General features: G+C 56.9%; 13 protein-coding genes and 2 pseudogenes. 8 read left to right on the forward strand and 7 right to left on the reverse strand.

Annotated elements, in window-relative coordinates:
- Positions 1-318 precede the first annotated feature (318 nt).
- The 5 genes from ACPYOI_RS18710 (at position 319) to ACPYOI_RS18730 (ending at position 6,036) form a co-directional block, all read left to right on the forward strand.
- Complete coding sequence (locus tag ACPYOI_RS18710) at positions 319-480, forward strand: Thivi_2564 family membrane protein (RefSeq protein WP_481418305.1); 162 nt, start codon at positions 319-321, stop codon at positions 478-480.
- Positions 481-1,286: 806 nt separating this feature from the next.
- Positions 1,287-1,409 (forward strand): hypothetical protein, encoded by a 123-nt coding sequence (locus ACPYOI_RS18715; RefSeq protein WP_481418266.1) that lies wholly within the window; start codon positions 1,287-1,289, stop codon positions 1,407-1,409.
- 152 nt (positions 1,410-1,561) lie between these two features.
- Entirely contained in the window at positions 1,562-3,340 is a 1,779-nt protein-coding gene (locus ACPYOI_RS18720) for an SLC13 family permease (protein WP_481418267.1), read from the forward strand.
- Positions 3,341-3,670: 330 nt separating this feature from the next.
- Positions 3,671-4,786 carry an AI-2E family transporter gene (locus ACPYOI_RS18725; RefSeq protein ID WP_481418306.1) on the forward strand — a complete coding sequence of 372 codons (1,116 nt, stop codon included), beginning with the start codon at positions 3,671-3,673 and terminating at the stop codon, positions 4,784-4,786.
- Positions 4,787-5,760: 974 nt separating this feature from the next.
- The gene (locus ACPYOI_RS18730) at positions 5,761-6,036 is read left to right on the forward strand and encodes a hypothetical protein (RefSeq protein WP_481423163.1); all 276 of its coding nucleotides are present in this window, start codon (positions 5,761-5,763) and stop codon (positions 6,034-6,036) included.
- Positions 6,037-6,113: 77 nt separating this feature from the next.
- Here the strand turns inward: ACPYOI_RS18730 and ACPYOI_RS18735 are convergent, their stop codons facing one another.
- From ACPYOI_RS18735 to ACPYOI_RS18750, 4 genes and pseudogenes are all read right to left on the reverse strand, one after another.
- Entirely contained in the window at positions 6,114-6,419 is a 306-nt protein-coding gene (locus ACPYOI_RS18735; protein ID WP_481418269.1) for an ATPase inhibitor subunit zeta, read from the reverse strand.
- 898 nt (positions 6,420-7,317) lie between these two features.
- A complete protein-coding gene (locus ACPYOI_RS18740; RefSeq protein WP_481418270.1) occupies positions 7,318-7,512 on the reverse strand; it encodes a transposase in 195 nt (64 codons plus the stop codon).
- A 586-nt stretch (positions 7,513-8,098) separates the two neighbouring features.
- Entirely contained in the window at positions 8,099-8,371 is a 273-nt protein-coding gene (locus tag ACPYOI_RS18745; RefSeq protein ID WP_481418271.1) for a hypothetical protein, read from the reverse strand.
- Positions 8,372-8,637: 266 nt separating this feature from the next.
- Positions 8,638-8,995: pseudogene (locus ACPYOI_RS18750) on the reverse strand (hypothetical protein); the annotation flags it as partial.
- Positions 8,996-9,074: 79 nt separating this feature from the next.
- Here ACPYOI_RS18750 and ACPYOI_RS18755 point away from each other — a divergent pair.
- On the forward strand, positions 9,075-9,260 hold the full coding sequence (locus ACPYOI_RS18755; protein WP_481418272.1) for a hypothetical protein: 186 nt from the start codon (positions 9,075-9,077) through the stop codon (positions 9,258-9,260).
- 375 nt (positions 9,261-9,635) lie between these two features.
- Positions 9,636-9,857: pseudogene (locus ACPYOI_RS18760) on the forward strand (IS6 family transposase); the annotation flags it as partial.
- 99 nt (positions 9,858-9,956) lie between these two features.
- On the opposite strand, the gene ACPYOI_RS18765 reads toward ACPYOI_RS18760, so the two are convergent.
- Together ACPYOI_RS18765 and ACPYOI_RS18770 are read right to left on the reverse strand one after the other, a co-directional pair.
- Positions 9,957-10,553 (reverse strand): hypothetical protein, encoded by a 597-nt coding sequence (locus ACPYOI_RS18765; RefSeq protein WP_481418273.1) that lies wholly within the window; start codon positions 10,551-10,553, stop codon positions 9,957-9,959.
- A 120-nt stretch (positions 10,554-10,673) separates the two neighbouring features.
- Positions 10,674-11,096: a hypothetical protein gene (locus ACPYOI_RS18770; RefSeq protein WP_481418274.1), complete on the reverse strand. Its 423-nt coding sequence runs from the start codon at positions 11,094-11,096 to the stop codon at positions 10,674-10,676.
- Positions 11,097-11,437: 341 nt separating this feature from the next.
- On the opposite strand from ACPYOI_RS18770, the gene ACPYOI_RS18775 reads away from it, so the two are divergent.
- Positions 11,438-12,073 carry a hypothetical protein gene (locus ACPYOI_RS18775; RefSeq protein ID WP_481418275.1) on the forward strand — a complete coding sequence of 212 codons (636 nt, stop codon included), beginning with the start codon at positions 11,438-11,440 and terminating at the stop codon, positions 12,071-12,073.
- A 23-nt stretch (positions 12,074-12,096) separates the two neighbouring features.
- On the opposite strand, the gene ACPYOI_RS18780 is transcribed toward ACPYOI_RS18775, so the two are convergent.
- On the reverse strand, positions 12,097-12,306 hold the full coding sequence (locus ACPYOI_RS18780) for a hypothetical protein (protein WP_481418276.1): 210 nt from the start codon (positions 12,304-12,306) through the stop codon (positions 12,097-12,099).
- Positions 12,307-12,669 lie beyond the last annotated feature (363 nt).

A 12,669-nucleotide genomic window follows, 5' to 3' on the forward strand; every position in this document is an offset into this window, starting at 1 on the left:
GACGGTGGATATCTGTGATCAGAGGCCGCCAGCCGGTTACGATGATCGACGACTGGCGACCGCTCCCCTATTGGACCGCCGCGGCGCTATCAGGCGACAACTGGAATGCCGGTCAGTCGAGGAGATCGGGCCTTTGCCACTCCATCAGGATCGGGAGGTGTGACACGCTTAAGTTGGCGGTCGGACGCTCCGCCGTGCCTTGCATACGGGAGTAGAGGGAATTCGCCATTTTCGCCGTAGCGCTTTCCTTCTCCACCGATGCCCATAATTAAACAGAACGATTATGCGCCATGACGAAGGAGCTTGAGGCCGGTGGGCTTGTCTGTTCTGATCAGCATCCTGATCATCTTCCTCGTGAGCGTGCTGGCTGTTTATCTCATCAACCGTCTTCCGCTCGACGCCCGCACGCGGCAGCTTTTCCAAGCCATCGTGATCATTATCGGCATCGTTTATCTGCTCAGATATCTGGCAGTCTTCTAGTTAAACACGATATGCGCTCCCGACGAGGCTATTCCCGGCACCGGCGCGACAGTGGGCCGATGATGTCCTGCACGATCAAGAGGACCGGCCGCGCGGACTGTGCGACGTATTGACGTACAGGTATTCAACCTTCAGCTGCCCGACCTTCTTGCGCATCCTGTTCGGAGGCAAGGGAGTCCGGGTTCAGGAGGGAGACGCCCAACTCGCGCGAAGCGATCTCAGCCGGGGCCTTCTGGATCTGGATCGGCACGACGCAGACACGACCATTAGTTGAAATATATCTCTGACTGAACGTTTATGTTGACTGTTTACATCAGGTCTTTCAAAGCGCAATATAAAGGATGCGGATCGCTATTGGCTCCTGGTCGAGCGCGGGCCTAAAACGATCCCAATAATCAAGCTGATTTGAGGGAAAATCATGCACTCGATCAAGCTCTTGAACGGACAAAGCCCTACGCGGTAAGTCTAGTCGTTGGCTTATCACCGCCCCGATTATCAGCTTCAAATGCGGGAGGGATCACTATCATTAACAGCACTCTGGCGGCAGAGACGGCCAGAGTGGGCGGACTTGCCGGCGCTTGTTCAGGTGCGGCAGGACGCATTGCTCCTGCCAACAGCACGGATCTCGCAACGCTTAAGGACAATCGTGCGAAGACGCGAATGAACTCGTAGCAACAATCATGGCCGATTTCCAAGTTCCAGCCGACGCCCTGTGCAGGATCATCGTGAGTTGCAGTCGCTCACTATGAAGCTCTGCAGAGACCGCATAATAGCTAGGCCAATCAGAACGAAAATAGGAGATCGCTATGAAAAACCTCATCCCCGCTCGGTTCTACACTTACGACTTCGCGCGCCTGTTCGTATCGCTTGCGTTTGCGCTGGCGATTGCTGTGATAGTCTATTCGGTCCTGTTCGGAAACATCCTGTAGTCGTCTGATCATGCGTACGTCCGCTCTTAAGCAGGAGACATGCTGGACGGACAGTCGGGGGTACCGCGCCGTTGAATGAAGCGCTACATTAACCCGACATCAGCTTTTTCAGGCGCGTAAAATGGACCTGGCACCTGGTCGGGACTTTATCCATGACACAATCTCAGGCTTTAGCATTCGCCATTCTGATCGGCCTGATGGTCGCTTTCATATGGGGACGGCTCCGCTACGACCTCATTGCAGTTCTCGCGCTGCTTGCCGCAGTTTTCACCGGCATCGTGTCGCACAAGGCAGCGTTCGCCGGCTTCGGGGACGACATTGTCATCATTGTAGCCAGCGCGCTTGTCGTCAGCGCCGCGATTGAACGCAGTGGTGTCATAGAGGCATTCCTCCACCGCGTGGCGCCCAGCGTGACCTCTGTGCAGGGCCAGGTTGTTATCCTTGTGACGACCGTCGCGGTTCTCTCCGTCTTCGTCAAGAACATCGGCGCGCTGGCGATGATGATTCCAGTCGCATTCCAGATGGCGCGCCGGTCGAAAACTTCCCCTTCGTCTTTTCTCATGCCGATGGCGTTCGGTTCCTTGCTTGGCGGACTCGTGACCCTCGTCGGCACATCCCCAAACATCGTCGTCTCCCGGATGCGTGAGGAACTGACGGGCCGCCCTTTCAACATGTTCGATTTTACTCCTGTCGGCATAGGGCTTACCGCAGCGGGAGTCGTCTTTCTGGCAGTTGGCTACCGGCTGCTGCCCCAGGAGCGCAAGGCGATCGCGACAATGGAGAAGGCGCTGAACATCAAGGACTACATGACAGAGGCTCGCGTCACTGCAAAGTCGTCCGTCATCGGCAAGTCGATCGGTCAACTGACGATCCTGTTGGACGAGGAGGTCCTTGTCACTGGCCTCATTCGCAATCGGGTCGAACCGCTGATGCCACTCCCGGGAGTCATACTCCATCAAGGCGATATCGTTTTGTTGGAAGGAGACCCTCAGGCGCTCGAGCGAGGCATCAGTCGTGCGCGTCTGGAACTGGAGGGGCACGACCGCGTCACGGAAGCAAAGGGGGTCGACGAGGAGATCGCCGGAATCGAGGCGGTTATCGGCCCGAAATCAGTATTGATCGGGCAAACCGCCAAGCGTTTGGCCCTGCATGATCGCTTCAATATTAATCTCCTCGCAGTAAGCCGAAGCAGCGAGCGCTTCACCGAGCGATTGCGCGACATCATGTTAAGACCAGGCGACGTTCTCGTTTTGAAGGGCGATCTCGTGCTTCTCCCGGCCAGGCTGATGGAACTCGGTCTTCTTCCTTTGGTCGGGCGCGAAATCCGCTTGGGGACCCCCCGAAAAGGCCTGATTCCGGTGGTGGTCCTGGCTGGTGCTATGCTGCTAACGGCATTCGGCCTGGTGCCCGTGGCCACGGCCTTCTTTACGGCTGCTATTCTGACGGTACTGCTCGGTTCACTGTCGCTTCGGGAAGCTTACGAGGCTGTCGATTGGCCCATCTTGATAATGCTCGGCGCTCTCATTCCGGTCAGCGAATCGATCCGTTCGACCGGGGGTGCCGACCTTATCGCCGGCGGCCTCGCTCAACTCGCTACCACCTTGCCCCCCTATGGGGCCCTTGCAATGATTATGGTGGTCGCAATGGCAGCAACCCCGTTTCTGAACAATGCCGCCACGGTTCTCGTAGTCGCGCCCATTGCGGTTACCTTTGCTGAGCGCCTTGGCTACAATCCCGACGCTTTTCTGATGGCAGTCGCGGTGGGGGCGGCCTGCGATTTCCTTACGCCTGTTGGACACCAGTGCAACACTTTGGTGCTGGGTCCTGGCGGCTATCGCTTCGGCGACTATTGGAAACTGGGGCTACCGCTCTCGTTCATTGTGGTCTTGCTGGGCGTGCCTCTGATCCTGTTGTTTTGGCCGCCCCTTTAGCGCAAGCGTCGTTTCAATTCCGATTTCAGGTTCAACCGTGGCGTCTGTTTAAATTCTACCGTAGAGCAGAACATCGCCACGACGCCAATGCTGCCGTGCCGTAACGGAGCCATAGCCTCCGATATCGACGGCTAAAGCGTTACGATAACTGGCATTCTATGATTTCTAACGACTGAACGTATATTAGTTGAAACAAGCACGCCGCGCCGCTTCCAAGCAATCGTTTTCTGTGTGACTGCGATGCGATCGTGCATAAACTAAGAGTGAGGGCGCATCTCACGGGTGTCCCGGTTGTCGATGGAGTATTATCGCAAGGAACCGGAGAGGGTCATGATTCCTCTAAGTAGACTGGTCGAGCAGCTTCTGGGCGTCGGCGCACTTGTGCTGCTGGCGATTGGTTGCGCTCTCGTCCTTTGGCCCTTCCTGTCGGCAATAATGTGGGCCGCAGTGATTTGTTTCTCGACATGGCCTATCTACTGCCGATGTGAACGTGCTGTCGGAGGCAACCGGGCGGCTGCCGCCGCAGCTATGACGGTGCTGGTGGTCTCTGTTGTGGCCGCACCGCTTGCTTTCCTCGTGACAGCGCTCGCCGACGATATGAAGAATCTGGCCGAAGGAATAACGCGCGTGCTAGAGCAGGGTCCTTCCGCGCCCCCAAACTGGGTGAAAGGCCTGCCGATTGTCGGCGAGAGTGTGGCCGCCTACTGGGAAAACTTCTCGCACGACGCTCCCGCCTTTATCGTCGAGCTCAAAAAACTGACAGGCCCTGCGACGGATATTGCTCTTGCTGGCGGAGCAGCTTTCGGCATTGGCGTAATCGAACTCGCGCTAAGTATATTCATTACCTTTTTCCTGTTCCTGCACGGCCGACGCATGATCAGCTTCATGCGCCAAATCGGTGAGCGGATTGCTGGCACTCGGGCTAGAAGGTTGCTCACGGTCATTGGCATGACCGTGAAAGGTGTCGTTTACGGAATGATCGGAACGGCCCTCGCTCAAGGTCTCTTGGCCGGCATCGGCTTCTGGATCGCCGGCGTGCCGCAATCGCTATTGCTCGGCTGCCTGACGTTTTTGCTCTCGTTTGTGCCCGCAGGGCCGCCGTTCGTGTGGGGGCCTGTTGCGCTCTGGCTTCTCATTCAGGGATCTGTTTGGTGGGGGATCTTCATCGCTGCGTGGGGCCTGCTTCTCGTCAGCAGTATTGACAACTTCCTTCGACCATATCTGCTCAGCCAGAACATCAATCTGCCCGTGCTGCTCGGTCTATTCGGGCTCGTCGGCGGCGTTCTGGCCTTTGGATTCATCGGCCTCTTTCTGGGACCAACCCTATTGGCGGTGGCCTACAACCTCTTTCTCGAATGGGTCGCAGCGGAACTGGAAGAACGTGTGCAATCGGCGCCGTCTTCCGCGGCTAATCACTTCGAAGCCGATCCAAGGGAATTGAATTGACGGATCTTCGCTTCAGAAAAGGGACGGGCTCGGCAGATCCTCGCCAAGGGTTTCGGTATCGCTTCGCGCCGCTCCCTCCCGCCGCCGCTTTACAACGGGTTGGCTGCCAACGGTTTGATACGGTCTCTTGCTTTGCCGTCGGCGATATACTTGATCGATTGATCAAATTGCGCTTGCGCGATGTCTAAACGCAATGGCGGCGCCTCCGAATGAATGCCACTCTGGAAACCCGTGATGAGATATGTCGCCGCATCCTGCCTTTTCTGGGTGCAGGCGCTATCGAAGCCGAGCTGGCATCGATCCAGTGCTGATCGAGAAACAGAAAAACGCCCTCGAGCGCGAGGTGCTCGTCGGGAGCCTGACAATGTAGGTCACGCCGCCTGTCTTACGGCCTTGGCTGCGTCTCGGCAGCCTCCTTGGCAAGGCGTAGATCTTTCAAATAAGACGTCTTGGCGGCTCTGGCATGGTTTGCCGCGCGAATTAGAGCGGTTGCTACCCGATGGGTTTCCCCAGCCCTAGTTCTCTGAAGATCATCGCGTCGAACTTCATCCAACGAATCGAATTCGTTTCTTAGGCTTGCCAAATCATAAGGCGAGAATTGTCCGTTGTGTTTATAATTCGCAGGAAGGGACATAACCGTTCTCCGGTGCTTGGGGCGGGAGCTTTTGGCTCTCTACCGGAAGTGCCCGTATAGTCGACTCCCGACCTCATGATAATAGCCCTTTCCTCTCAGTAAGCAATCAACCGTTCACGCGAACATCCACGAGAATAGAAGACGCGAAGGGCATCTGCTTCAATAGAACGCCGCGATACGTCTGAAATTTCGAAATCCCTGCTTGATGCGGCTGACATGATCAGGACCCTGCACATCGTGCTGGACACGGCACCCAGATACCGACGAAGCTGTCGCCATAGGTCAGCGGAACAAACACCCCGCAGCGCCATTTCCCTTTTATCCAAAAAGGAGAGGGCATATGACCAACGACCCGAACAGCAATATCCCAACCCGCGATCCAGATGTGCTCACCACTTCGGAAGAATGGCGCCGTCTCTCGTTGTTTCGCTGGATCGCCGTTGTCGCGGTAATCGCCGTGGCTGCGTTCGCGGCCACCGTGTGGCTGGATGAGCCGGACACCGACCCGGCGACAACAGCCTCAACAACGAATTCCGAGCCAGCACCGGCACCGGCCAAGCCGATGACTCCGACCGACAATGCGACACCGGCACCCGCTACTCCTGCACAGGAGTAATGCTACGAAAGATCCCGCCTGGTGCCGGCTTCTTTTTGCCTTCGCACTTGAAGTTCACGTAAGAAGACGTCTTGACTTCAAAGCTGCTCAGCGGCCTCGACCATCAATTCGCGCATCTTTGCTGCAACGTCCTGCTCGCTGATGTTGTGACCTGCCCCTTGAAGATCCGATAGAGTTTTCGAGAGAACTCCAGCGTCCCCACCACCTTTGAGGCGGACATCAGCGATTTCATCGGCATAACCTGCAAAGTCATCCCAACCAATGAGGCCTGCGATCCACTTAGCCAAAAGCCTGTCGCGACGAAATTTGAGCTTGAGGGACCTCTCGGCCTCCTGGAAGTATTGATCTTCCATTGCCTTTTCGCGGTCTCTTAAATCGGCCATTCTCTTCCTCCTGCGGAACGATCTTTAAAGATCGGCAATATTTCCGCCGCTGAAGTAAGATAACATAAGTAGACGCTTTGTGCCGCCCTACGACACGGCGATCAGAACGTTGGTCAAGACTCGAAGAGACAAGCGAAGTTGCCAAAGAGATCCTTGAAACGGAACGCCTTCAACGGACGCGAGGACCGTTGGTTACGTGAGGCTCGACTTGCCGTGGGAACGGGAATGGCGCCCCCTCGCCCGAGTAAAGCAACCGCGAAATATAGCGCTTGCCGCCATCGGCAGCTTGGCGGAACTGTTCGGCCCTTCTCAGGGGCTTTCTCTTGGACCGGCCGATTTGTGTTGTTGGCAATTACCCCGAGCATCTGCGGCTACGCCAGGTGCGGTCTTGGTCGCATTGGTGGTTGTTGTTTGACCTTGACGCAGTCCGAAGAATCTTTCTTGCCCTGGGAGTCCTTTGCAGTGTTGGATGTGCTGGTAGCTGAGTTGTCAGTGCCTGAGACGCCCGAAGTTGTAGGGACGCGGCTTTTGGTCCCTTTGTCAATTGGCGTATCATGGGAACCTCTCGTCGCCGAACTTTGGCGAGAAGGGCGGGTTCCTCACAGCTCGGGTTCCTCACAGCTTATGTCCGCTCCGTACCAAGCAGGGTAATGCTTCGTTCACGGATGCTTTCCGACCGTACGCCATCGGCAGCCAGCCGCTGGCGTCCATGACCTCGTCGTCTGTAAGCTATGCTGGATAGGCTCTGCCGCGAGCACGGCATCGAGAGGGACAAGGAAGCCGTGATGCGCCTGGCTGCGATCATTATCGAGCTCTACCGGCAGGGCGTGTGAGAGCCGGAGCAACTGGCAATGTTGGCCGGAGCCCCACACGTGAATAATCGTCGTATTGTCCTGCTTCACTCCAGCCTCCCCGTCAAGCGGACGGACGCGCGAGTTGACGTACCGGCGACACCATGTCGCCGAGCCGCAGAAAAACCGGTTTCCTCTAGAGCATAGCTCTCCTCGATGATCTGCAGTTTGCGTTCTGTTGTCCAGCGTCGCCGCCGGACGTCACCGATCATCAGGTCAACCTGTCGAAACTCGTTAGACATAACCCTATCCTCAAGCCCGTAGTTGAGCCTTCCTGCTTATGCTGAGCGTCTGGTCGAAAGTGGGGGCAGTTCATTGGGCAGGATAGCCTAGAATAATCGTGCCGCCACTCGCGTGGTGGAACTACTCCTAAATGGCACGGATTTGCCCCGCTACTTGATGCGGGGCCTCTTTTGGTCTGTACGCTACCGCACCGGAACACAGTTTGTCTTGACGATTGGGCCGTCGGGATCGCGTGGTCGATCTCTTCCGGTCCCTTCCGTTACCTCAAACGGAAATCCGCGATTCCACCTTAGCCAAGCTGCCCCGCATTGGCGGAGATCGTGCGGTTAAGCTGCGGTCCGCTCTTTTTCATTTATCGAGGCGCGCGAATGTTCTGGGATTTCTTCACGATTGTTTTGATCTTCGCCACGTTGTTTGTCGGCCGCGAAGCTCAAATTGTGCTTGCCAAGGTGCGGCATTCAAACTGGCGCAACTTCACATTCCGTTAGAATTCGGCGCCCGAGATACACGCAACGCCTCGGATCGAAACGCGCCCGGTTCATATTAACCGGCCGCTACCCGTGCCGTCAGTGCCCTTTTGAGCGACTAGCGACCAATATGCATTCGCCATCGTCGGCAGCACAGGCGGGGCGTTGTCCGTCGTTGCCTGCAGTGCGATCCATGCCGAGCCGTTGTCCAGCACGCGTCACGCGTGGCATAGACAGTTGCACCCGAGTAGGCGCCGCGCCAGTTGATGCCGAGATCGCCGACCGGGATGGTAAAGGTGATTTCGTAGGGATCGCCCGCCTCACCGCTTCCGGTCACGTCCATGCTGGCGTTGGTTCCAGGTGCGCCGGTAACGACCGGCTCGAACGTCACGGCAGGCGCCGGACCTTGCGGGCCAGTGCCGTAGCTGAATGGGCCCCGCCAGTCGCCGGAGGTCGAGAAGCCTTGATGTAGAGCCGCGCCGGGTTGACGTCGTCAACCAGGAAGGCAAACCCCTCGGTCGATCGTCGTAGGTTGCCTTGTCGGCGAGATCCCCGTTCGCCTCATAGCGATATAGCGTCCCGGCCTCCAGACCGACTGCCGCCGGCGACATTGGCGATCTGCCATGCCGTGCCGGTGCCGACAATCGCAGCACTGCCGCGCTCCTGCACGATGAAGACGACGTTGACTTGGCCGTCGTACTTGTTCGGGTCCGCCGCGATGACGTGATAATCGACCCCGTCGGCCGATCTGATGTCACCGACTTGGGGCACGATCGCGAGACCGATCGATGAAATGTAAATCTGCCAATCGGCCGTGGTGATGACCGTGGCGTCGATTTATCGCTCACCATACGTCATCGGCACGAGCTTGGCGATGTAGCTCGTTTTCGTGTGCCCTCACCGCCCAAAGGACCGAGTCCGGAGGCGTAATGCGCTTTACGGTGCCCGTCTGGCCGTATTTCGATATGAGTTGCTGGGCCGTGGCTTGCATGCGGGCGTAGTCAAATCGTTTCATATTGCACCGCACATTAATTTAGTATTCCCTTGTGCAACTGCGAAATTGTGGCATCCTGCAAGCCGCAAAGGGGAGTGCCATGACAGCAGAGCTATACTTTTTAGGTAGACCGCACCCAACCCACATGAACTGCCGGCAGATCGTCGAAGCTGCCATGCTTGAGATGATCGAAAAGCTGCACGCAAAAGGCCTCCTGCGAGCCGACGTGGCCCTGGCCCTCGCCGACGCATCCGAAGACTACATTATGCTCTTGGCCAAAAAATAAGCTTGGCACTCACTGACAATTACCTGAGTATTCGCGGCAGTCAGGCGTATACTGTATGATCGTTCTCACAGTGAGGGCGGCAGAAGGCCTGCACAACGCGCCCCTCTAGTGTGGGTCTCCACCAGGTGGATCACACGACGGCGATTCCCAGCAAAAGCGGCGGCCAGCGCGTGTGCCATCTTCGCCCGTTGCCCTTCCTTATCCACCGATGTTGATAGTTAAACCAGAACGATTATGCGCCATGATGAAGGAGCTGGAGGCCAGTGGGCTTGCCAGTTCTGATCAGCATCCTGATCATCTTACTTCTGATCGTGCTGGCTCTTTATCTCATCAACCGGAAGCGTCGCCTTAACGGTTGCAGTGGTAGTTGCTGGCATGACCAAGCTTCCGCTGACCGATCTCACGCCTCGTCGCTATAAACGTCACCGCTTTCCTGCCGAGATCATCGCCCATGCGGTGTGGCTGTACTATCGATTTCCGCTGAGCCTGCGTCATGTCGAGGAACTGCTTGCCGAGCGGGGCATCGAAGTCTCGTTTCAAACAGTATCGGAGTGGGCTTCCAAGTTTGGCCGCGAATACGCGTTACAGCGTTATCGTCCGACAAGATGGGTCAAATTCCTCTAACGATCCTGATCCGAGTAGTATTACGCTAGCGGAGGTGATCCATGTAAATTCTCTTCGCAATCGAAATATGGCTCACTTGTCGTTGTAGCGCTCGAGCATGCGACGTAAATGCGCGTTCTGCTCAAGCAGTTTTGCAGAGAGCTGCGATCTGAGGTCCTTAATTTCGAGGTCCAGTTCAGTGGCCTCATCGAGGAATGGTTTCTCCACTGCCGCTGGCTCTTCCGCCACTTTTTTGACGACGGGTGGTTCCCCGCGGTTTTTCCGCGCCCGAGCAGCCTTTGCCCTTTGCTTTTTAGGACCTCCTGCCAAGACGGCCGCACCCGTTTCACCTTCGGCAGCCTGAATGACGGGTGGGGCCGTCAAAGGTTGGTCATGACCTTCTAAAGCGCCGCCTTCTGCCGGCTCGGCAACCAAAGGACCGGACTGCTCCACCCGCAGGGGTAGCTCGGCCGCCGCACCAGCAGAATCCCGATGTCCGCTCGCTTCATTCTCGTCAACGGTCGACTTAGATTCTACAGCGGCTTCTAATTTGGCCCGCAGAGTTAGGTCCGGCTGGTGTTCCTCTGCCCGTGAATCAGGTATCGCCACGATTTGATCGGCCGGTCCGCTCGCTTCTTCCACCTTACGGCGCGACGCAAAGTCCTTGATTAGCTTCCACGGTGATCTCATCCTCATCTCCCGACTCGTTTTCTTAATCCCATAGTATCGAGCGGGAGACTGGGCTTGCAATGCGAGCCCAGTCTTTAGTCGTGAAGTGGCTTTAAAGCGGCCGATGGCGGCTCTTGATGATCAAACCAATCCGAGCTTTTTGCGGAGGTCCGCGTTCTCGGCGCGGAGCTTGTCGGAGAGTGCCTTACGCAGCTTCTGGTTCTCTTCTTCGAGCTTCAGAAGATCTGCAAAGCCGTCCGTTTCTGCCGGGGCTGCCTCGACTCTCTGCGGTGAAGGCTTGGAAGACTGAGCCTTCGAAACCTTAGGCTTCTTTGGAGGAACAGGTGCCTTAGTGGCTGGTGCAACCGCCGCTGGGGTAACAGGCGCACTGGACGCTGCGGTTTTTTTCCCCGGACCGCCGGTCTTCTTCACCGAAGTATCGGCAACCGCTTCAGCGGCGGCCTTGAGCTTCCGCGGTGCGCGCGCCTTCTTTTCTTTTGTCTTCGAAGACGCATCTACGGACGCGGTCTCGACTGCAGGGGTTGGGTTCGTATCATCAGTCATCGGTTAAATCCTTGCGGTTAGTAAAATCGTTCGACGGCATCAAGTCGCTGTCAATATTCGTTCAAGATTATTTCGAACTTATTGACGATGGTTTCAGCTTGTTTGGCCAGTCACCTCGCCTCATCAGTCCGATGACTGCCGACCCTATTAATGAATATTGCTGCCTGCCGTCGGATGAGATCGAAGCGGGCGAGCCTAGATGGAGGAATAAACGAAAAGTTAAGAGCTGGCGGATCGTTGGCGTGATCTGACCCGCCTCCATTCCGATGGTTGTCGCCCGTGATAGATTACGCGCCAAACAACCGCCTATCCCAGAAGACAGGCCGGTGTAAACATCAACGGTGCCACCAACGACCGCGGCCATTACCGCGACCGTCCGTGGGTTCGCCATTACCGCGGCGGGCAGTCCTGCCAATACGGCAATGGCTCCCGAAACGAACGCACCGAGCGGACCGTGGCAGGCGACGATGTTGACCGCTTATTCCGGACCGCTCTCGAGCTATAGCGTGCCGGCGGTCGTCGTCAGGGATTTCGCCAACAGCCGCGCCGTCGACTTCGGAATTGGCGGCTCAGATACGAGCTATCAGTTTTCCTATATGAAGTCCGTGGGCGGCTCTGGCTTCGATCGGTTTCTCGGCGAAACGACGGCGGATCAGGAGCTTGGCCTTCCGCCACCTGCTGAGCCCCTCTGGTCTCGCCTGACTTACGATGGGACCAATCTCACCCGGACGGCCCTTTCTCGCGACGGTGAATTTTTTGCCAATGCCTATTCGGCAGTTGCTGAGGAAAGTCTGACGCATTTGGACAAGGTTGGTCCGGGCGTCTTGTTCATCCAGCCTGCGCTTCCTGAATACTCGACGGACGGAGGACTAAGCTTATACCCAGTCCCAAGTGAGCTTCTTGGCGAAGGTGCCGTGCACAATTACGCGCGGGGGTGGACCATGAACTTGGGGCAGCCGGACGTTTCCAAGTCTTGATGCGAAGAGAGGCTTTTAGCATGTCAATGTGCCCAGCTATAGCCCCTTTGCGATGCACGGCGAATGGCCGACAGCGCCTGTTGGACTGCATATTTGTCACCGGCTTTCACGAGCAGGCTCAACGAGGTCATTGCGACAACCTCCAATACCGTTATACGGCCCTCTATCTCGCCCATTGACGGAATGGCCAAGTTCGCACCGTTTCCACTGCCATCACGTTTGGCATTGTACATTGCTAAAGCTCCCTTTGCGGCGACCGACGGCACCATTGTGGATGGGGCATTTGGCGTGGCGTGCGAGCACCGCGCTCGCAGCCAAAGCAATTCGCTCAGGGGGCTACCACGTCAGACGGTTTGCGAACGATGTCGAATGAAGCCTGGCCCTGCAGGGCTTTACGAGGGCTGAATGCAAGGCCAGAGGGCCGCGGCGTCTGAAAAACCGCACTACCCACTACTTAAACATCGCTTGTGCCGGAGGGTTCCACGTTTCTAAGCGCGGGTCAAAAAAAGCTCCGACGAGGCAGGGCAGTTATCGATGAAAGGACCGCGCGGCTTTCCGTGAGGGCGACGGAATGTCATAGAGCTGGGTTACCTCTG

Source organism: Rhizobium sp. SVR5-2C, assembly GCF_056755115.1.